Source organism: Bdellovibrio sp. ZAP7, assembly GCF_006874645.1.
In the GTDB taxonomy this organism is placed as follows: Bacteria; Bdellovibrionota; Bdellovibrionia; order Bdellovibrionales; family Bdellovibrionaceae; genus Bdellovibrio.
The window spans coordinates 4,057,570-4,078,440 of record NZ_CP030082.1 but is presented as its reverse complement, the minus strand read 5'-3'; the positions used below and the strand labels follow the sequence as shown (position 1 = coordinate 4,078,440).

Genomic DNA, 20,871 nt, shown 5'->3' with positions numbered 1-20,871 from the left:
GTATGAGACTTTTCGGAGCGTGGTGAAAATAGCTTGAATAGAAATGTGAAAAATTAGACTGACATCCGTGTCAGTGAGAGAGCGCTTCTTGTTCTTCCATGCATTCAATACAAAGGGCTGTGAAAGGTCTGGCCTGAAGTCTGCGGGCGCCAATCAGCTCCCCGCAAGATTCGCACTGGCCGTAAGTCCCCTCAGCAATTTTTCCCAGTGCACGTTCGATTGCATAGAGTGCTGTGCGGTCTCTTTCATGCAGATGAATAGAGATGTTGTTCGCAACATCTTGAGAAGCAACTTCTGCTTCATCACCAGCACCACTGATGCTGGATTGCTCTGCAATGAATTCGTGTGACTTGTTTAGGATCGAGCCTTTTTGAAAAAGCAACGAGTCCTTCAAGTTTTCTAGTTCTGTTGTACTTAGTTCGGTTGCGTTCATCTCACCCCCCGATATGATGATCATCGCCGAAAATCTTGCTCGTTATTACGGGGGATAAGAAAAGTGTCACGGAAAAAGCAGTGCGTGACGAATTAGTAAGCACTGCTTTGCTGCATAGCTGTCAGAGGAAAAGTGTCGAGACAGAAAGTGAAACAGAAACAGAAAGTGAAACAGATTTTTTCTAGCGTGCAAACTTTCTGCCTACTGCTTCGCGCATTTCCGCACCTTCAATGCTGAGACGAGTCCAAGGGATCGCAAGAAGTCTTTCAGCTTCGATGGGCTCTTCGGTTTCTTCACACATACCGAAAGTGCCGGTCTCTATTCTGCCCAGGGCCATCTCGATCTCGAGTAGTTGGTTTCTCATGCGCTCTTGTGAAACTAAAAAAGTGTGTTCCTCGATGTGTGCTGCTGACACATCTCCTTCGTCGCCAGACTTTTCTGCGTGAACGAAAGCGGATTGGGCTGCTCTGATACGATTCAGAATATCTTGTTTTGTCAGAATTAGTTTTCTACGGCACTCGGTAACGATTGTTTCTGTAATCTGCGTCTTCATAACAGCCCCCTTCTTTAGGATTAGCGACTTGCTTGCCGCTTTGTGTTCCTTAGACGAGGAAGGGGAGGGGGCCGGTTAAAAAAAGGTCATTAAATATTTTTATAGCGCCTATTGGCGAACGCGGAGGGGTGCAATTTCACCTTTTTCCACGGTAAGGGAAACCACAGGGCGTTCGATCTCGCGCTCAGAGCTCATAGAAAGCGTGCCAAGGGATCCTGGGAACTTCTTTAACCCTAGGAGCTTAGCTGTCAAAGCCTCTCTAGAATCGGCTCCTGAGGCCACCAATTGACGCAAAATCAAACCTGCATCATACGCCTGAACTTCAATCAGCGTCGGTGCTTCGCCGTAAAGATTTTTATATTCAGTTAGAAAGCGAGATTGTTCCTGCGAAGTCGGAGCCATAGAGTCCACGAACATCAAGTTGTTCGCAAAGTTACCAGCACGCTTTGCAACACCCGCCGTGTTCCACAAGTTTGTGCCCATCAGCTTTACACCACGCACGTCGTTAAATGCGAGCATCGCAGCAATTTGACCCATAGCCTTAGCGCTATCGGGAATAAAGATCGCATCAAAATCCGTTACCGGCGGGAGAACGTTCTCAGTGTTATCTTTACGGACAGAACGTTTTCTGTCGGAATGTTTCAAATCTTTCAGGCGCAAATTGAACTCATCTTGACGACCTTCACCATAATACGTGCCCACTAGGCGTTGTACGACCAGACGGAAATCAGTTTCTTTAGTGGAATAAGTTTGGATCGCCGTAATTTGCCCGCCACGAGCCAATACTTCATCCCAAAAGATATTTGTGAATTCGACTCCATACTGATCGTTCGGATAAAGTACGGCGAACTTTTTCATGCCCAGATCATCCATCGCCGTTCTAACCAGCTGACGAACTTGCATTTCACTGGTCAGGGAGTTTCTGAAAACTGAAGGCCCAATCTCTGTTAATCCTGAACGTTGAGAAAGTGCGATGCTTGGAACGCCCAGCTCGTCAGATTTCGCCGCCACTGCGGGTGCCGTCTTACTAAGTAAGCTACCGACAACGGCAATAACATTGTCTTCTTTGACTAAACGCTCAACACCACGGCGAGCAGAGTCGGGATTACCCTCACTGTCCATTACCGCAAGCTTAAACCCTGAACCCGGAACGTGAAGGCCCAGGCCCATTTCCAGGCCACGAAGGGCACGTTGACCGACGGGCGCATTTTTTCCACTTAAAGGAAGTACCACCCCAATAGTTTTTGATTGCACTGTTTTTGCGGCCTCAAGCTGTGACAAAATATCTTTAGCGCGGGCAGCAAGATCACTTTCCGGCAAATAATCAATCACACCTGAATAATATTTTTTAGCTTTATAGATATCGCGCTCATCTAAGGCTTTATCAGCCAGGCGAGACATCGCATGACCACGCAAGAATCCGTAGTCAGAATTATCTGCCACTTCTTCGAGTTGTTTTTCATTCAGACGGTTTTCAACATCTTCAATCGCTTTCAGGCGATAAACATCTTGTTCTTGTTTCGTAGGAGCTTGAACAGATAGCACGACCAAATTCTTAAGAGCCGCCATCGGATCATTTACTACTGGTGCAGGAATTTGCGGAGCGGGAACTGGCTCGGGAGGGGGCTTTGCAGCCAGCCCTGACATGCCTTTGCCTTTTTTCCCGTTAGTTTTAGTCGCGACCGGAGCTTGCTTGATCTCCGTTTTCTTCGTCGTGGTTGTCGTACAAGAAGCCATTACAAGTGCGGAGAAAATCAGAGCGAGCTTCGATGTCATTTTCTATTCCTCATCAAATGAGATACTTTTTCGTGGAAAGCCTTCACCATAGGTGTTGCTTCCCCGGACTTAGCCAATTCTTCAATTAATTCTTTTTGTCGGCTAGAAAGATTGTGAGGAGTGTCGACTAAAATTCGCACCATCATATCTCCCGTGCCAAAACCGCCAATTTTTGGGAAGCCTTTTCCTTTAAGACGGAAATTCTGACCCGAGTGAGTCCCTGGTGGAATGCGAATCATCGCTTTGCCCGTCAAAGTCGGAACTTCAATATTAGTTCCCAAAATTGCGTCGGTATAAGTGATTGGCAAATCCAGAGTCACATCGTTTTCAGCACGCTTAAACAAAGGGTGCTCTTGAACGGCGATAATCACATACAAATCACCGGCGCTTCCGCCAGCAGCATCGCCCTCGCCAGAAAGTTTAAGGCGTTGGCCTTCTTTCACACCGGCAGGGACGTTAACAGACAATTTTGCGGATTCTTCTTTGTTGCCACGTTGGCGCATGAAACTAATTACTTTTTCCGTGCCGACGGCAGCCTCTTCGAACGTAACATTCAAAGTATAGCGCAGATCTGTGCCTTTTTGTGGGCGGCGCGTGCGCGCACCTGCTCCAGGACCACCACGGGCGCCACCGAAAATGTCTCCAAAGACATCGCCAAAGATATCTTGGAAGGGATCTCCACCGGCTCCACCACCAGCGCCGCCAAAGCCGCCACTGTTGCCGAAACCGCCGAATCCTCCGGCGCCACCGAATGGTCCACCAGCTCCGCCGCCGCCCCCAAAACCTGGGCCGGCGTGGCCAAACTGATCATACATTTCGCGTTTTTTAGTATCGCTTAAAACTTCGTATGCTTCGCTGAGTTCCTTGAATTTCTCCTCAGCCTTTTTATCCCCAGGATTTTTATCCGGATGATACTGCATCGCAAGCTTGCGGAAAGATTTCTTAATCTCGTCCGCAGTCGCTGTACGCGAAACATTTAAAAGGGAGTAGTAGTCCTTCTTAGACAATCAAAGCCTCTTATTCTGGTTTCTTCGCGACAACCACTTGGCCTGTGCGAATCACCTTGTCGTGCAATTTGTAAGGTTTTTTAAACACGCGAGCCACATGGCCGGGAGCGACTTTGTCAGTAGCTTCGGCACTAAGGGCTTCGTGAATGTTTGGATCAAAAGGTGCGCCTTCTGAAGGGATTTCCGTCACCGAGTGCTTAACCAAAAGATTTTTAAGTTCAGAGGCCGTCATCTCAACACCTTGTTTGAAAGTGTTAAGATTTTCTGCGGTTACATTCACTTGCAGAGCGCGATCGAAATTATCAACGATATCCAAAAGATCACGGATGAAGCGCTCGCCACCGTACTTCATTAACTCTGAACGTTCTTTGATTGCGTTACGCTTGTAGTTTTCAAATTCTGCGCGCAGGTATAAAAAATCGTTTTTATACTTCTCTGCCTGTTCTTGAAGTTTTTGAATTTCAGAAGAGACATCGAAATTTTCAGATGATGCCGCAGGATTAGAATTTTGAGAGTTGTTTTCTTCTGACATGAGGGATCCTTTCGCAATACTTAAGATTGTGTATTCATTAGATATTGTCAATTACGGTGGGAGCAGATTTTTGGAACCTAGACATCTTCTTTTAAGAAGGTTAGCTCTTGGAAAACTTTGTTACTAATAACAAGGCCTTCTCGTGTTAAGGACCAGTGCCCCTGGTCAGCTTGAACCCAGCCATTGCCCATTAGTTTGCTCATAATACTGGATACTTGATGATAAACTGCGACAGGGAATTTCTCCTGAAGCTCGCGCTCATTGAGGCCACGCATCAAACGCATCGAAGTATGACAAAAGTCCGTGAGGGCTTGATGCATTTCCAGGGCCTCGACTTGGGAGTCAGGCAAATGTTGAGACGGCGAAGTAAATTCTTTGCCCTCGTGCTCCAGAATCTGCTTCTTGTATTCGCCAATGGAATTCAAATTCCAATAACGCGTGCCCCATGGGGATTCTTTGGAATACGAATGAGAACTTAGTCCCAAACTCCAATAGGGCTGATCAATCCAGTACAACATGTTGTGACGGGATTCATAACCGGGGATTGCGAAATTAGAAATTTCATATTGTTGAAAACCGCGACCTGTTAATTCGCTCGCGATAAAATCAAACATATCGACTTGTTCATCCTCAAGCGCACGGCCTTTGGAAAGTGGATGACCATCAGGAACTGTCAAACAATAGGGGCTAATATGTTTTGCACCTTGTTCAACTGCGATACGCACATCGTTTTTTAAGCCTTCAAGAGTCTGAGACGGCAACGCAAACAAGATGTCGAAGCTGAAATTCAGATTGTGTGCCCGCAAAAGGTCCAGGGTCTCAAGCGTTTGTTTTGCGGAGTGTTCGCGGTGAACCATTTTCAACAAGCGATCATCAAAAGTTTGAGCACCGACACTAAAACGATTCACTCCGTGGTCGATGTACATTTTCAGTTTATCTTTGTCGACGGTCGCCGGATTGATCTCGATGGTGATTTCGGTTTCGGGTCCAGTTGTATAGCCATATCTACCCAACTCTTTTATGACGGCTACAATAAGATGAGCTGGGATCAAACTGGGTGTTCCACCACCGAAGTAAAGTGTGTCTAACTTTTGAGGCTGATAATAGCGATGCTTTTGGCGAATCTCCTCAAACAGCAATTGGACGTACTGATCCGGAGGCAAAATCTTACTTTGCTCATAAGTCGCGAAGTCACAATATGTGCAGCGCTGAATACAGTAGGGAATGTGAACGTAAACGCCAAAAGCCATGGGAGTTATCTAGAGTATGTCTAAAAAATTTCAACTAAAAAACGGTCTAAAAGTCCTTTTATTAGAGAGTCATAAGTCCCCTGTGGTCTCAGTTCAAATGTGGGTGAAAACAGGCTCCGCCGACGAGAAAAAAGGCGAAGAGGGGATTTCTCACTTTATCGAGCACTTGGTTTTCAAAGGGACTCGTAAATACAAAGTGGGCGAAATCGCTTCAACAGTTGAGGGATCCGGCGGGGAGTTGAACGCCTATACGTCATTTGACCAAACGGTCTTTTACGTAACGATTTCAAAACAATTCACTGATGTCGCGATGGATGTGATCAGCGAGATGATGGGGTATCCGACATTTGATCCCCAAGAAATCGATAACGAACGCGAAGTGGTGATCGAGGAAATCAAACGTGGTCAAGACAGCCCGGGCCGCAGATCAAGTCAGCTTTTATTTTCAAATATTTTCCGTAAGCACCCTTACGGTACTCCAGTCATTGGCTATGACAAAGTCGTTAAAAAAGTCAGCGCGAAAAAGATTCGTGAATACTATCAAAGTCGATATGTTCCTTCGAACATGTTCCTGGTTATTGCCGGCGATTTCGAATCCAAGGAAATGAAGACAAAGGTTGAAAAAATGTTCGGCGGCTTTGAGCCGTTTAAATTGCGTAAGACATCGCATACCAAAGAGCCCGCGCAAAAAAGCATTCGTATTAAGATTGAACAGGCAAAGTTTGAAACGACGACTGGATACTTAAGCTGGAGAATTCCCAACGTTAAGCACAAAGACATTGCGGCCCTTGAAGTTTTGGCAGCGATCTTGGGTCAAGGAGATTCTTCTCGCTTGATGCAAACTTTGCGCATCAGAGAGCCATTAACAAACTCCGTCGGAACTTTTAGTTATTCAATGCCGGATGATGGTTTGTTTGCGGTTTCCTTTAACCTTGAACAAGAAAATCTTGATAAAGCACTGTCAGCGATGATTCCGGAACTGACTCGTATTATTCACGAACCACCTTCGCCAATGGAAATGCAAAAGGCGATCACTAATTTTGCCAGCCACGAAGTTTATTCCATGGAGACTGTGGATAACATTGCGAGAAAAGCCGGAGGCGATGAGTTTTACTATGGTGATCACGATCACTATCGTAAATACATGAAACAAGTGTATTCGCTTAAGCCAGAAGACATTCAAAAGGCCGCGAAGAAATACTTTAAAGCAGATGCCTTTAGTTTGTCGCTTATGACGAACATGGATAAAAAGGTCGCCGAGAAGTCTTTGAAAACTTTTGCTAAGAATTTAAAGAAATCTTTGGCTGAAACTAAACCGTCTAAGGCGAAGCCAGCGAAGTTTGTTCCTAAAAAATTCTCGATCAACACCGAGGCAGTTAAGCACACTCCAGAAACTCAAAGAATTACTTTGAAATCGGGGGCAACACTGTTGATCCGTGAACAAAAAGACACTCCTTACGTTTCCATGAAAGCAGCCTTCCTGGGCGGCGCCCGTATGGAAGACGGAACTACGAACGGATTGACAGAGCTGTTTTCAAGAAACTGGCTGTCTGGCTCTAAAAAGTTCACAGAGGATGATATCAATCACCGTGTGGACGAGTTAGCTGCGGGGATTGGTGCATTCGGCGGCAGAAACTCTGTCGGTATGTCGATGGACTATCTTTCCCCATTCGAAGACAAGATGCTTGAGATCTATACTGATTCATTGCTGAACCCACAATTCCCTGAAGGCATCTTGGAACGTGAAAAAGTGGTGCAGAAGAATCAAGTGAAGTCTCGTAATGACAATCCATCACAGATCTGTGTGATGAATTTCATGAAAGAAGTGTTTAAAAATCACCCTTATTCTCGTGATCTGTTGGGTGATGATAAATCCATCTCTGCCATCAGCCAGGCATCGCTTCGTAAATACTATAACGACGTAGCTCACGCAAAAAATCTTACTTTGTGTGTGGTTGGTGATGTCGATGCGAAAAAATGGGTGAAAGCTTTTGAAGAAGTGACAGCGGCTTTACCGGCTGGGAAGAAAATTGAAAATCATTTTCCGATCACCAAAGTGACTGAGAACCGTCATGTCTTTCACGAACTAAAAAAAGAACAAAGCCACATCATCGTGGGATATCAGGGTCTGACTTTGAAAAGTCCCGAAAGATACACTCTAGAAATCATTCAGTCGATTTTAAGTGGCCAAGGTGGTCGTTTGTTCTTGGAGCTTCGTGATAAGAACTCATTGGCGTATTCAGTTTCACCGATGCACATGGAAGGAATTGAAGGCGGCTACTTTGGTGGATATATTGGTTGTTCTCCAGAGAAGGCGCAAAAGTCCATTCAGATGTTAAAAGCAGAATTCAATAAGCTGGCTGAAGTTAAAGTTGGCGAGGAAGAGCTGACGCGTGCGCAAAGATACTTGATAGGTCGCCATGACATCGAATTGCAACGCAAAGGCACGATCTGTAATGCTATTTTATTCGATGACATTTACGGATTGGACTATCGTGAAAGCCTGGATGTCGCAGATAAGTATTTTGCGATTACGCCTGAAGATATTCAGAAGTTAGCTCAAAAGATCTTTTCGCAACCAGAGATCATTTCTCTGGTTGGACCGAATGATATCTAGGACTGTTATAGAAGGCTCGCGATTAAAGATCGCGAGCTACTGGTTCGCTCAAGGAAACTTCGCTTGAAGCCGTTTTCGCTTTAGGAACTTTACGTTTCTTACCCAGGGTCGCTTGAGCAACGATTCCTTTTAGAAGATCACGAGAGTCATCATCCAACATCAAAGTAAATCCCGATGGAACTTGCGCGTTTATCTTTACAGCTTTTTTCAAATCTGGATTAAACATCACAAAATTGTCTTCAGTAAGTTTGCTTCTGCGCAAAAGATCTTTGGCGTTGATGCTTCTGGAAAGCTTCACTGTATGCAGATTCAACTTTTCAGAGTAGTTCAAATCTTTGAACGCTTCTTCATGATATTTCTCAGCGAACAAGGCTGCCAAAAATTCTGAATAGAAATTTGAAGAGGCAAAGTCGAATGATTTTGTCCTGTATTTAGCGATAATCTCGCCCAGATCTTGTGATTTAGCTTTAGCCATACCTTTGCGGATTCCCGGAGGACCGTGATTCCACGCCGTGATCGCCAAAGGCCATGAGCGCTTTAAGATCATGTGGTTTTCTTTAAGCAATTGGGCGGCAGCGACAGTCGCTTTAAACGGAGAGTGTCTTTCATCGATATTGTCTGTCACAACCATGAATTTACGGCCAGTGCCACCCATAAATTGCCAGATACCTGAAGCACCCACTTTAGATTTTGCGTGTTTGTTGAAAGAGCTTTCCACAAATGGAATGCGTGTCAACTCGACCGGCAAATTGTAATTTTCAAAGATTTCTTCCATACCAGGAAGGTATTTTGGAGATACTTCCAAGCCCTCTTGGAAGAAGTTTCTTTGACCCGTTTGCACACGGATATTTTTAAGTGCGAATTTAGCTTTTTCTTTCACGTCGCCATCAAGATGGGAAAGTGCTTCCATCACGCGTTTTTCATCGTCAGTCAAATCATCAAGATTTTTCTTTTTAGCCAATGATTTCAACGCCGTCTTTGTTTTTTCAACCTGTTGTTTTACCAAAGCGTCGGCTTTCAGATTTCTCATCCAGCGGTGTTTTGGTGTATCGGAATTAATAATGTCTGTCGTGTCGACCACTTCAAACACTATCCATGGGTAAACCGAGTGGTGAATCAGGCGTTTATTAGAGTTATGAAGAGTATAGATATCAAACCAGAAACCTACACGATCACGCAGGTTTTCAGGGATGTGGAATTCTTCCGAGATTAGATTTTGATAGTCATTCAGGATATGCTCACGGTTTTCCACAATGCCAGATTCAGCAATGGGGCCGGTGTCCTCATCCAGTGCAACGAATTGCGGGATTTCCAAATTAAATCCAGTAGCTTCGCCATCCATTTCAGAATCAGAATTTGCTGCTAGAACCATAGGTTCATTGGACTTTTCAACGGGAGCAGATGTTTCAGCAAGTAAAGTGTCGGTATCAACCATTTGAACAGAATTATAAAGAGCCACAACACCCGTGAGGGCCACTACGGTCATCACGAAGCCCGCGGTGAACTTCTTCTTTTTCGTATCCAATTTGGTGGTCAAATTAACTTTAATCATGCAACCCGCTCTTTCTTCATCCTTGGAAAGAGCAAGCCCGGTGCCACTGTTAAAACCTGTGGAAACCCATTAGATGCCGTGGAACCGTATAGAAGTTATACACTTTGCGCGGAAAGGGCAGCCGTTCCATTTTGATACACCTTGGGATTTTAAGCCCGGAGGGCCGACAAGAAGGATTACGGACTAAGGTATTAATTCATAATAAACAATTAACCGAAGCATTCCGATAAGTTGTTAGACTTATAGTAAGTGTAGCAGGTGAGTGAAGGATGAAAGAAAAACCAAACTCGCAAACGGTAGAGTTATTCGTAAGCCCTGAAGGTTATTTTCAGGAGCTCGTCTCTAAGGGACTTTACGACCGTAAAGTTCAAACGCTTCCTCTTGTCGAAGCGTATCTCGTAAATCTTTTAAAACAATATCTAGATGCCAAAGCTTTGTTTGAAGCGGAAGCAACATTAGCTGAAATGTACCTGCACGCGCAAAATGCGGAACAGTCAGTGAAACTTGAAAAGCTTAGAAAGCTTGGTGATCGCGCACTCTACATCAGTGGTTTTTTTGGTGACTCACTCCAAAGAAAAACTGTGGATGTGGATTACTATGCGAATATCGGTGGAGCAGCATACACCCATCTAGCACACTGCACTCGTGAAGATGGTCTTGCGAAAGTTTATAAAACGTTCTCAGCGCGCTTTATTGAGTTCGTTGATGTGCTGACTTACATTAGCCAGCATTCCTTTATTAAGTCTGATGAAAGTATCCTTCGCCTCTATGACCGCTATCAGCGTACCGGCTCTGAGTTGGCCAAAGAAAAGCTGGTGGAAATGGGTGTTTTGACCCTGCCTCAAGACCAAGTAAAGCTTGGCAAACAAGGGTGATTCCACTAATCTGCGACCATGTTCGGTTTAGGCATGTCAGAAATCATTTTCTTAGCTATCTTGGCGCTGATCGTGATCGGCCCCAAGGAACTTCCACAAGTGGCGCGCACACTCGGCCGCTTTCTTAATGAACTTAAAAGAACGACCAGTGAATTCACTGACGACTTGAAACAACAAGCGCGTATTGATCCGATCGACTTGTACGATAGACACAAGCAAGCACACAATGGACCTCCAGCAAATCCGGAAGTAAAGCCCGAGGCTGAAACGGCGGATCCTGGTGATTGGACTTCTGAAGATCACGTTCCGCATGGGCAAGCGATGGCCGCAAAAGAATCAAATCCTCAACAAATGGAATTTAAAATTCAAAACAACTCCAACGATGACGACGATAAAGGGAGCAAAGGCTAATGGGCTCTTCTGAAGAATTAGACCAAAAAGCCCAATCCCTTTACGAACACTTGGGCGAGCTTCGTTTCCGCCTTGTTCGCATGGTTTGGATTTTGTTGTTGGCGACTGGAATCTGCTATCACTTTAGCGAGCAAGTTTTCGATTATATCCGTGCACCCATCGCTCCGTATCTCCCGGGTGGGGGATTAATTTATACGGGTCCTTTAGATAAATTCCTAGCGCACATCAAAATATCATTTGTGTGCGGTATTTTGATTTCTTGCCCATTGTGGCTTTATCAAATTTGGAAGTTCGTAGCGCCGGGTCTTTATCAAAAAGAAAAAAAGTATTCTGTTGGCTTTATCGTCGCTGGATCAGTTCTTTTCATTTTGGGTGCGGCGTTTTCATACTATGTGGTTTTGCCGATGGCATTCCACTTCTTAATGAACTATGGCGGCACGGTAGATAAGCCGATGATCTCTATCGAACAGTACTTGGGTTTCTTTACCCAAATGTGTTTGATGTTCGGCGTTTCTTTCGAGCTTCCCCTGGTCATTTCTATCTTGGGAATGATGGGCCTTGTAAGCCAAAAATTTCTTAAAGATAAACGTCGTTACGCGATTATGGGTCTTGCGGTGGCTGCCGCGATCATTACTCCGCCAGATTTGATGAGTATGATCATGATGTTGATTCCGATGGTTCTGCTATATGAAATCGGCGTCTTGATGGTCGGTATCTTTGAAAGAAAACGTGAAGCCCAATTCAGACAAAACGAACGAGAATAGTTCGCTCTAAAAGATCTCAGTAAAATTTAAATAATAAAAAAGGGAAACTCCGAAAGAAGTTTCCCTTTTTATTTCGTCAGTAACGAAGAGCTGATTAAGGCTCTTCGAATTTGATCAACACGGCACCTGATTCAACAGAGTCACCTTGCTTGACTTTGATCTCTTTGATTTTCACGTCACGAGCGGAGCGCATTTCGTTTTCCATTTTCATCGCTTCCATGATCAAAAGTGGCTTGTTCGCTTTCACGATGTCGCCTTCTTTTGCAAAGATCTCGATGATTTTTCCCGGCATACCAGCTTTAAGCTCCATATCGCCCCCGAAACCGCCGCCTTTTTTCAATGATTCATGCAACAACATTTCGTCATTGAAGATCTTGATAGAACGGAATGAGTTACGCGTAAACACTGTGTATTCAGTGTCTGAACCCACGACGTCAATAAGGTACGACTTACCTTGGAAAAGGAAGCTGATGTACTCTTCCGCGTGCTTATAGTCGTTCTTAGAAATATCATGGTGAGCCCATGCTTTGCCTTCTTCTTGCAAAGATACTTTCCAAGAGTGACGACCTTCCGTCACATCTACTTTATATTTTTTTCCTCTAAGTTCTGCTTCGAAATACATGTTACGTCCTCAACTGAAGTTTACGACCAACGCTTCTCCAAGTGGAGCGAACGTTAAGCTGACGGATATCCTTCGATTTACGATCGTTGTAGGCTTCAATAGCCGCCGCGATCAAGAACACAGGGTCGTCAACTTGCTTGAACATCTCTGGTTCGATAACTTCGAAGTTCTTTTCGATAAATTGTGTCGTGTAAGTACCGTCACGGAAAGTCGGGTGATCCAAAATCGTTTTATGAAGAACGATGTTGGTTTTGATACCCGTCAATACGAACTCAGACAAAGCACGTTGCATACGATCGATCGCTTCATTACGAGTATCACCCCAAGTAATAACCTTAGAGATCATTGGATCGTAATAGATCGGAACGTTGTAACCAGGGTAAGCATAAGAATCCACACGCATGAATGGACCTTGTGGGTGACGGCAAGCGCGGATAACACCTGGATTTGGTTTGTAAGTCACAGGATCTTCAGCGCAGATACGTGCTTCGATCGCGTGGCCTTTTTGCTTTATGTCTTCTTGTTTAAAGCTCAAAGGTTTGCCAGCAGCCACGTTGATTTGTTCACGAACCAAGTCGAAACCAGTCACGATCTCAGTGATCGGATGTTCAACTTGAAGACGTGTATTCATCTCCATGAAATAAAATTCTTTAGTCGTGTTATCGAAGATGTATTCGATCGTACCAGCGCCTACATAGTTAATCTGTTTCGCTGCGCGAACAGAAGCCTCGCCCATGCGCAAACGCACTTCATGAGGAACAGAAGGAGATGGAGACTCTTCGATGATCTTTTGGTTACGACGTTGTACAGAGCACTCACGTTCAAACAAGTGAACATGGTTACCGTGTTTATCGCCGAACACTTGGATCTCGATGTGTTTCGGATCGTTGATGAATTTCTCGATGTAAACAGTCGGATTCGCGAAATAGTTCTGACCTTCAGAGCGGCAAGCGCGGAATGCACTTTCCACTTCGTCTAGTTTACGAACGATACGCATCCCTTTACCACCGCCGCCAGCAGTCGCTTTGATGATGATAGGAAGACCAATTTTTTCCGCGATTTTCACTGCGTCTTCAACCGACTCAACGCCGCCATCAGATCCTGGAACCGTTGGCACGCCAGATTTTTTCATTAAAGCTTTGGCAGAGATTTTATCTCCCATAGATTCGATGTTCGCAACTGTTGGTCCGATGAAAGTGATTCCCGCTTCTTCACATGCTTTTGCAAACGTCGTGTTTTCAGACAAGAAGCCGTAGCCTGGATGGACAGCATCGGCGCCAGCCTTTTTTGCCACTTCCAAAATTTTTCTATAGTTCAAATAGCTCTCTTTTGACGGAGAAGGCCCGATATGATAGGCCTCGTCCGCCAAGAAAACGTGCAAGCTATCACGATCGGCATCAGAAAAAACAGCAACGGATGCGATACCAAGCTCGCGGCAGGCGCGAGTGATACGAATTGCGATTTCCCCACGATTTGCGATCAGGATTTTTTTAAACAATGCCATGTTCGCTCCTACAGAGGGATATTGCCGTGCTTTTTAGCCGGAGTGATATCACGTTTATTTTTTAACATTTCCAAAGAATCGATGATGCGTTTACGAGTCAACGCTGGATCGATAACTTCGTCAGTGTAACCAAGTTCAGCAGAAACATACGGATTCGAGAACTTCTCTTCGTATTGTGCTGTCAAACGAGCTTTTTCAGCTGCTGGGTCTTTAGCTTTATTGATCTCTTCGCGGCTGATGATGCTTACTGCACCTTCAGCACCCATGACTGCGATCTCTGCAGAAGGGTAAGCTAGGTTCACGTCAGATCTCAAAAGTTTAGAACCCATAACGATGTATGCACCACCGTAAGCTTTGCGAGTGATAACTGTAATCTTAGGCACAGTCGCTTCAGCGTACGCGTAAAGAAGTTTTGCACCGTGAGTGATGATACCATTCCATTCTTGATCTTTACCTGGCAAGAAGCCTGGAACGTCAACGAATGAAACAACAGGGATGTTGAAGGCATCACAGAAGCGGATGAAGCGAGCTGCCTTACGGGAAGCTTCGATGTTCAAGCAACCAGCAAGTACGTTTGGTTGATTGGCGACGATACCAACAGGACGACCGTTGAAACGAGCAAAGCCTACGATGACGTTTGCTGCAAAATGCTTGTGAACTTCTAGGAAGTAACCCTCGTCCACGCATTCAGTGATAACTGCCAGCATGTCGTAAGGTTTTTTAGGATTTTCAGGGATCAAGTTCATGATCGCTTCAGTCAAGCGGTCAGGGCGATCTGTATTCGGCAATGCTGGAGCATCATCCAAGTTATTTGACGGAAGGAAGTTCATCAATTCGCGGATTAGCAACAAGCAGTGCTTGTCATCTTCAGCAGCAAAGTGCGCCACACCTGATTTTGCAGAGTGAGTCGTTGCTCCACCCAAATCTTCTTTAGTTACTTCTTCATGAGTCACAGTCTTGATAACATCAGGACCCGTTACAAACATGTAGGAAGTGTTCTTAACCATGAAGACAAAGTCAGTGATAGACGGTGAGTAAACCGCGCCACCCGCGCATGGCCCCATGATTGCTGTGATTTGTGGAACCAAACCAGAAGCCATCGTGTTGCGAGTAAAGATATCAGCGTAACCACCAAGTGATTCGATACCTTCTTGAATACGCGCGCCACCAGAGTCATTCAAAGAAATGAAAGGCGCACCGTTCTTGATAGAAAGGTCCATCACTTTGCAGATTTTGTTTGCTTGAGTGCGGGACATAGATCCACCGATAACAGTGAAATCTTGAGAAGAGACGTAAACCAATTTGCCGTTGATACGACCGTAGCCAGTTACCACGCCGTCGCCAGGAACAACATTCTTGTCCATGCCGAAGTTTGTGCAACGATGAGTAACGAAACGATCCATCTCAACGAAGCTGCCTGGATCCAAAAGAACATCTAAACGTTCGCGTGCAGAAAGTCTGCCGCCTTGTTTGTGTTTCGCAACACGAGCAGCTCCGCCACCCGCCATTGCGGCTTCATTTCTTTTTTCTAGATCGGCAAGCTTTGCTTGAATGCCTGAAGATACTTCGCTCATAAATTCCTTCTTTAACGTTTGAAAAAACGGAAGGCATACTTCTATCAATGAGCATTTGAGTAATCATCTTAAAACGACAGACGCAGAGCATGTTTTTCTGCTCTGCGTTCAGCAGGTATCTTGTTGAATTTATGGGACTAACTGTCCAAGTACTTGAAGTGCTTTCTGAATATTGATTCGGCCTCGAGTTTTTACTTTAAACTCGTGTCCTGAAGTAACGTCAACTGACTGTTCGATGGCGGCTTTAATCTGCTTTGCAGTAGCGTTTGGCTTGTAGCTCCATAGCAAAGCCGCAGTTCCAGAAACAAAGGGTGCCGCCATACTTGTTCCATCCATGTATGTCGAACTGTTGCCAGGAATCGTGCTTAAAATATGCTCACCAGGTGCTGCCACGTGAACAAATTCGAAACCACTGTTCGACCAAGACGTCATAAAATCACTGACACTTGATGCCGCCACAGTGATTTGATTGGAAAGATCAAAGGAAGCAGGGAATTCAGGATACACATCGATATCGCGCGCATCATTGCCCGCCGCTACTACGACCAGAATTCCTTGAGACTCAAGAACTTGGAACGCATTTTTCAATGAAGCGACACAAGGAGCGCCACCCCAGCTGGCATTGATAATTTTAGCACCACGGCTTGCTGCATATTGTAGCGCCAGAATCGCATCACCTAAAGAACCACCACCATCATTGGCAATGAATTGTGCTGGAATAATTTGTGCGCGGGGAGCAACCCCAGAAACCGGTCCGAAGTTAGAATCGGCTGCAATGATACCCGCCACGTGAGATCCGTGGGGACTCGGTGTTGTTGTCGAAGAAGGAACAGAGACAAAGCTCGCTCCATAGTAGTCATCGACGATACCGTTTTTATCATCATCAATTCCGTTATTAGGAATCTCACCCGTGTTCACGGCGATTCGGCCCGCAAGCTGCGGATGGGTAACATCCACATACGCATCCACAACTGCGACCTTGATACCTTGACCATAGACGCCTTGGGTATAAGCAGAGTTCGCTTTGATCATGCTTAAGCCCCAAGTGTCGCTTACAGACGATGAAGCGTATTCTTTGGTCGATTCAATTTGAATACGACGATCGAATTCGACTCGGCGAATGCTTTCTAACTGTGGTTCGATAAATTCTTTTTTGAATGATTCAGCATCGGTGCCGGATTCAACAGTGAATCGGCCATCTTCCCACTGAACAATGAATTTGCTTTTGATCGCTTGTCCCATACACGCTGCCGAATCAAGCGCAGTGCTGTCTGAGAAAACTGAGTTCGACGATTTTTTGCTACAAGCTGTAAATACTAAGACGCAAGCAACCGCCGAGAGTATCTTTTGAACATCCATGTTCACTCCCTGTGCGGGCCCGAAGGTCCCATTTATGAGACTTCATGCTAACCCACACAGGTTAATAGATCGGAAAAATTCGTCCCATTATGAGGCTAGTTTATCCTTAAGCCCATAAACAAAAAGACCAAGATCCCTCGACCTTGGTCTTTTTCCTAAAACCCTTGCCAGTCAGGAATTTGATTTCGAGCCGGCATGTTTTCGGTTCCTTGCGTATCTTCATCTTTTATCGTCAATTTGAACTGATAGATTGGCTGGGCCCAGATATCCCTGCAAGTGATATAGTAGTCACTCATTGTATCAGCGACATAGTCGGCATTATCAACTGTTCGATCTACCAACGTATTAGTAGTAGCTCTGTTGCTTCCATAGCGCCGAGCGTTCGCTGCGGGAATCGTGATGCTGGTGCTTAATCCTGAAGCCAAAGTAAAATACTGGCCACCGGTTTTCGGGAAATCGGAATAAATCAGAGGACCGGCACCACCCCAGCAGCCAATGTTGGCTTTGGCATCTGCATCGGATGCGCATTTTATTTTCTCGGTACTGCCTGGTGGAACGTAATCGTCCACTTTAGATCTTCTATAGTAATATGAACTGAAGGACACAATTGAACAGAATTCTGCAGCTTTAGAACCCAGCGTAATTATCACGTCACTGTAATAGAGCTGACCTTCCGGAATTGAGATATTACAGTCCTTCGCGCCAGCCTCCGGCGTATCCGTGGTCAGAGCTGTGCAATTGCCTTGGGCGACAAGTTCGGTACCACCTTCCCATCTCGTTTGAACGCCAACATAAAGAGTCGTGTTCTTTGGCGTCTGATCGAAATTAACGTCTTTCACAGTCGGCGTCGTAGAAGAAGAATCAGTTTCCTTCTTCGGCGGAGAGCCACAAGAAATGATCGTAGAAGAAAGAGCGCTTAGCATAATTGAAAACAGAATAAACTTTTTCATGATTATTCGTTCGGCACACAAATATGCAAACTTAAGCTTGTGTATTCAAATTGACTAAAAATTGTTTGTTTCCAAAGGGAAATTCAGAACAAACAGGGGGTGGAGTCACACCTTTGGCTGTTTATAAACAGCCTCTAGTCTAGATGTTGGTGATGAATTCTTTGAGGAACGAAGTAAATTGGATCTCGACTCGTTTTGCAGTCTCAGTGACTTCGTCATGAGAAAGTTTTTGTGAAGAAATGCCTGCAGCCAGATTCGTGATGCAGCTAAGAGCCGACACGCGAAGGCCCAAGTGATTTGCCGCGATTGTTTCAGGGACAGTGCTCATGCCGACAGCTTTACCGCCAATCATTTTCAAGTAACGAACTTCAGCAGGAGTTTCATAAGTAGGACCGCTTACGCCACAGTAGATACCTTTGTGGTAGCGAGTTCCCTGTTTTTGTAGAACTTGTTCCATGATCGTGATCAAGCGTTTGTCGTAAGCTTCAGTCATGTCAGGGAAGCGAGGTCCAAGCTCCTTGATGTTTGGTCCCATCAAAGGATTCGTGCCCATCAAGTTGATGTGGTCTTCGATGATCATGAAATCACCAGCTTGCATGCTTTCGCCAAAGCCGCCGGCAGAGTTCGTTAAAATCAAAGCCTCAATTCCAAGCAATGCCAGAGTACGAGTCGGGAACACAACACTTTCCATGCTGTGACCTTCGTAATAGTGATTACGACCTTGAAGAATAACGATAGATTGACCGTTCACTTTACCGAAAATCAAATTTCCAGAGTGACCTTCAACTGTTGGCGGGGAGAAATGAGGAATGTCTTTGTACGGAATCGTAGTTTCGACTTCGACATCTTTCACAAAGGCACCCAAACCCGAGCCGAGAACGACACCGATCTTCGGTTTCGCCGAAGTTTTTGTACGGATGAAGCTGATCGATTCTTGAAGTTTATTGAGTACCAAGTTGTTCTCCTATTGTCCTCGAGCTTTAGCTCAAAACTTTCAGTATCAAACTAGGCTTTGGTACCTTTTGCAAGGAAATAGTAATTGCTGATTTTAGCATCGGAACTGCAGACATCAACAGTCCTTCATCGTCACCATGCAGAGTGAACAATGTGTCACCAGCCTTCACTTCATCACCAACTTTTGCGTGAAATTCTATCCCGGCTGTAGGTGCAATAATATCAGTTGTTTGCGCGCGACCAGCTTTGATTAAAATTCCGGCAACACCGATACTCTCTGTGTGGAAGCTTTGTACAAATCCTGATTTTTCAGCAGTCACTGTCAGACTGAATTTTGGTTTTGGAACATTGCGAAGATCACCGCCGTGAATTTTGCAAAGCTCCTCAAATTTTGCGAGCGCTTTTCCAGAAGTTAAAGTCTCCAGAGCGATTTGATAGGACTCTTCTTCCGTTTTACCAATTCCCGCAAGAAGCAACATGTGAGCAGAAAGGCGCAAGCTCAACTCGCGCGTATCTTCGTAAAGATCATATCCGTGTGGGCCGATGAATTTTTCATTTTTCATGATCGCCACACACTCATCAACTTCCAAAGAATTACCGGCATAGCGACCCAAAGGTTGATCCATGTTCGTCAAAAGAGAAGTCACTTTTTTGCCGTAACCTTTTGCAATGTTCATCAAGTTCGTCGCAAGTTCTTCTGCAAGAACAGGCGTTTTCATAAAGGCACCAGAGCCATATTTCACATCAAGTACCAAGCCATCGATGCCTTCAGCCAATTTTTTGGACATGATAGAGGCACAAATCAACGGCAGACTTTCCACCGTCGCAGTCACATCGCGCAAAGCATAGATTTTTTTATCAGCAGGGCAGATCTCTTTGGTTTGGCCGATGAAACAGATATTATTTTTGCGAACAAGCTCAATAAATTCAGGCAAAGGTTTTTGCGTATTGAAACCGGGAATGGCTTCAAGCTTATCCAAAGTGCCACCCGTATGACCAAGACCGCGACCGGAAATCATCGGAACGGGTGCGCCCGCTGCAGCAACGATCGGCCCCAAAATCAAGCTAGTCTTGTCTCCCACGCCGCCCGTTGAATGTTTATCAACCTTAAAGCCTTTAACAGAAGAGAAGTCGACAACTTCACCAGAGTGAAGCATCGCTTTAGTTAAGCCCAAAGTTTCTTCTTTAGTCATGCCTTTAAAAAAGATCGCCATCAAAAGAGCAGACATCTGGTAATCGGGAATGGAGCCGCGAGCATAACCCAGAATAAATTCTTCGATTTCGTCATTCGAGAGTTCGCCACCATTGCGTTTCTTTTTAATAATTTCAGCAGGAAGGAAAGACATTAGTAGCCTCCTTGAGATTGTTGACCTTGAACCAAAGCGACACCAGAACTTGTGCCCAAACGAGTCGCGCCGGCTTGAATAAGTGCGATAGCTTGCTCTGCATTTTTAACACCACCAGAAGCTTTCACTTCCAACTTGTCGCCAACAACAGACTTCATAAGCTTCACATCTTCCACAGTGGCTCCGCCGCCAGCGAATCCCGTGCTGGTTTTAACAAACGCAGCCCCCGCTTCCATAGCGGCTTTGCAGGCCAGGACTTTTTCTTCATCATTGATCAAGGATGTTTCGATGATTACTTTTACTTTTATACCTGGTGCCGCCTGTACAACGGCCTTGATGTCGTCGCGAACATAATCCAAGCGACGATCCTTCAGAGCGCCGATTTGCACAACCATATCGATCTCGCCAGCACCGTTTGTGATGGCCGTACGAGTCTCAAAGGCTTTGCTCGCGGAATCCATCGCACCCAAGGGGAAGCCCACCACGCAGCAAACTTTAACATCAGAATCACGCAACAATTCTGCGCACTGTTTTACATAAGAAGTGTTTACGCAAACGCTGAAGAAGCCGTGCTCGCGCGCTTCTTTGCACAGTTTTTCGATTTGCGCGGACTGCGCTTCAGGCTTTAAGAGAGTGTGGTCGATATACTTATTCAGCTGCACTGTTGGCTTCAATGGGCACCTCATTCAGATTCAAAAGAAAAAGGTACCGCAGAATAAAGTTTAGGGCAATGGTGACTTTGAAAAGAGAAGAGCCCTTGGTTTTGCCAAGGGCTCAGATAGTCTACGAATA

General features: G+C 45.2%; 19 protein-coding genes. 4 read left to right on the top strand and 15 right to left on the bottom strand.

What is annotated here, in order from left to right:
- Positions 1-70: 70 nt before the first annotated feature.
- The 6 genes from DOM22_RS19600 to hemW form a co-directional block, all read right to left on the bottom strand.
- Complete coding sequence (locus tag DOM22_RS19600) at positions 71-433, bottom strand: TraR/DksA family transcriptional regulator (protein ID WP_142701996.1); 363 nt, start codon at positions 431-433, stop codon at positions 71-73.
- Between the two features lie 181 nt (positions 434-614).
- Positions 615-986: a TraR/DksA C4-type zinc finger protein gene (locus DOM22_RS19595; protein ID WP_142701995.1), complete on the bottom strand. Its 372-nt coding sequence runs from the start codon at positions 984-986 to the stop codon at positions 615-617.
- 108 nt (positions 987-1,094) lie between these two features.
- Entirely contained in the window at positions 1,095-2,762 is a 1,668-nt protein-coding gene (locus DOM22_RS19590; protein ID WP_142701994.1) for a penicillin-binding protein activator, read from the bottom strand.
- Positions 2,759-3,769, bottom strand: coding sequence for a DnaJ C-terminal domain-containing protein (locus DOM22_RS19585; protein ID WP_142701993.1), 1,011 nt, complete (start codon positions 3,767-3,769; stop codon positions 2,759-2,761). Before DOM22_RS19585 ends, DOM22_RS19590 begins: the two co-directional genes overlap by 4 nt.
- 10 nt (positions 3,770-3,779) lie before the next feature.
- The gene (grpE, locus tag DOM22_RS19580) at positions 3,780-4,301 is read right to left on the bottom strand and encodes a nucleotide exchange factor GrpE (RefSeq protein ID WP_142701992.1); all 522 of its coding nucleotides are present in this window, start codon (positions 4,299-4,301) and stop codon (positions 3,780-3,782) included.
- A gap of 77 nt (positions 4,302-4,378) precedes the next feature.
- Positions 4,379-5,551, bottom strand: coding sequence for a radical SAM family heme chaperone HemW (gene hemW, locus DOM22_RS19575; RefSeq protein WP_142701991.1), 1,173 nt, complete (start codon positions 5,549-5,551; stop codon positions 4,379-4,381).
- A 16-nt stretch (positions 5,552-5,567) separates the two neighbouring features.
- Between hemW and DOM22_RS19570 the strand changes: the two genes are divergently transcribed.
- Entirely contained in the window at positions 5,568-8,168 is a 2,601-nt protein-coding gene (locus DOM22_RS19570) for a pitrilysin family protein (RefSeq protein ID WP_142701990.1), read from the top strand.
- A gap of 22 nt (positions 8,169-8,190) precedes the next feature.
- Here DOM22_RS19570 and DOM22_RS19565 read toward each other — a convergent pair whose 3' ends face one another.
- Complete coding sequence (locus tag DOM22_RS19565; RefSeq protein ID WP_142701989.1) at positions 8,191-9,720, bottom strand: lytic transglycosylase domain-containing protein; 1,530 nt, start codon at positions 9,718-9,720, stop codon at positions 8,191-8,193.
- Positions 9,721-9,989: 269 nt separating this feature from the next.
- On the opposite strand from DOM22_RS19565, the gene DOM22_RS19560 reads away from it, so the two are divergent.
- From DOM22_RS19560 to tatC, 3 genes are read left to right on the top strand one after another with little or no spacing between them, the layout of a single operon-like run.
- Positions 9,990-10,595 (top strand): hypothetical protein, encoded by a 606-nt coding sequence (locus tag DOM22_RS19560; RefSeq protein WP_142701988.1) that lies wholly within the window; start codon positions 9,990-9,992, stop codon positions 10,593-10,595.
- Positions 10,596-10,628: 33 nt separating this feature from the next.
- A complete protein-coding gene (locus DOM22_RS19555; protein WP_246845766.1) occupies positions 10,629-11,006 on the top strand; it encodes a twin-arginine translocase TatA/TatE family subunit in 378 nt (125 codons plus the stop codon).
- Entirely contained in the window at positions 11,006-11,770 is a 765-nt protein-coding gene (gene tatC, locus DOM22_RS19550) for a twin-arginine translocase subunit TatC (protein ID WP_142701986.1), read from the top strand. The genes DOM22_RS19555 and tatC overlap by 1 nt, the downstream gene beginning before the upstream one ends.
- A 94-nt stretch (positions 11,771-11,864) precedes the next feature.
- Here the strand turns inward: tatC and DOM22_RS19545 are convergent, their stop codons facing one another.
- The 8 genes from DOM22_RS19545 to deoC all read right to left on the bottom strand — a co-directional run bounded on the left by DOM22_RS19545 (position 11,865) and on the right by deoC (position 20,741).
- Entirely contained in the window at positions 11,865-12,392 is a 528-nt protein-coding gene (locus DOM22_RS19545; protein WP_142701985.1) for an acetyl-CoA carboxylase biotin carboxyl carrier protein subunit, read from the bottom strand.
- A gap of 1 nt (position 12,393) precedes the next feature.
- The gene (gene accC, locus DOM22_RS19540) at positions 12,394-13,896 is read right to left on the bottom strand and encodes an acetyl-CoA carboxylase biotin carboxylase subunit (RefSeq protein ID WP_142701984.1); all 1,503 of its coding nucleotides are present in this window, start codon (positions 13,894-13,896) and stop codon (positions 12,394-12,396) included.
- Between the two features lie 8 nt (positions 13,897-13,904).
- Complete coding sequence (locus DOM22_RS19535) at positions 13,905-15,470, bottom strand: acyl-CoA carboxylase subunit beta (RefSeq protein ID WP_142701983.1); 1,566 nt, start codon at positions 15,468-15,470, stop codon at positions 13,905-13,907.
- 129 nt (positions 15,471-15,599) lie between these two features.
- Positions 15,600-16,829, bottom strand: coding sequence for a S8 family peptidase (locus tag DOM22_RS19530; protein WP_142701982.1), 1,230 nt, complete (start codon positions 16,827-16,829; stop codon positions 15,600-15,602).
- Between the two features lie 155 nt (positions 16,830-16,984).
- Complete coding sequence (locus DOM22_RS19525; protein ID WP_142701981.1) at positions 16,985-17,779, bottom strand: hypothetical protein; 795 nt, start codon at positions 17,777-17,779, stop codon at positions 16,985-16,987.
- A 139-nt stretch (positions 17,780-17,918) separates the two neighbouring features.
- Positions 17,919-18,734 (bottom strand): purine-nucleoside phosphorylase, encoded by an 816-nt coding sequence (locus tag DOM22_RS19520; RefSeq protein WP_142701980.1) that lies wholly within the window; start codon positions 18,732-18,734, stop codon positions 17,919-17,921.
- A gap of 25 nt (positions 18,735-18,759) precedes the next feature.
- A complete protein-coding gene (locus DOM22_RS19515; protein WP_142701979.1) occupies positions 18,760-20,079 on the bottom strand; it encodes a thymidine phosphorylase in 1,320 nt (439 codons plus the stop codon).
- Positions 20,079-20,741 (bottom strand): deoxyribose-phosphate aldolase, encoded by a 663-nt coding sequence (gene deoC / locus DOM22_RS19510; protein ID WP_142702311.1) that lies wholly within the window; start codon positions 20,739-20,741, stop codon positions 20,079-20,081. The genes DOM22_RS19515 and deoC overlap by 1 nt, the downstream gene beginning before the upstream one ends.
- Between the last annotated feature and the right edge of the window lie 130 nt (positions 20,742-20,871).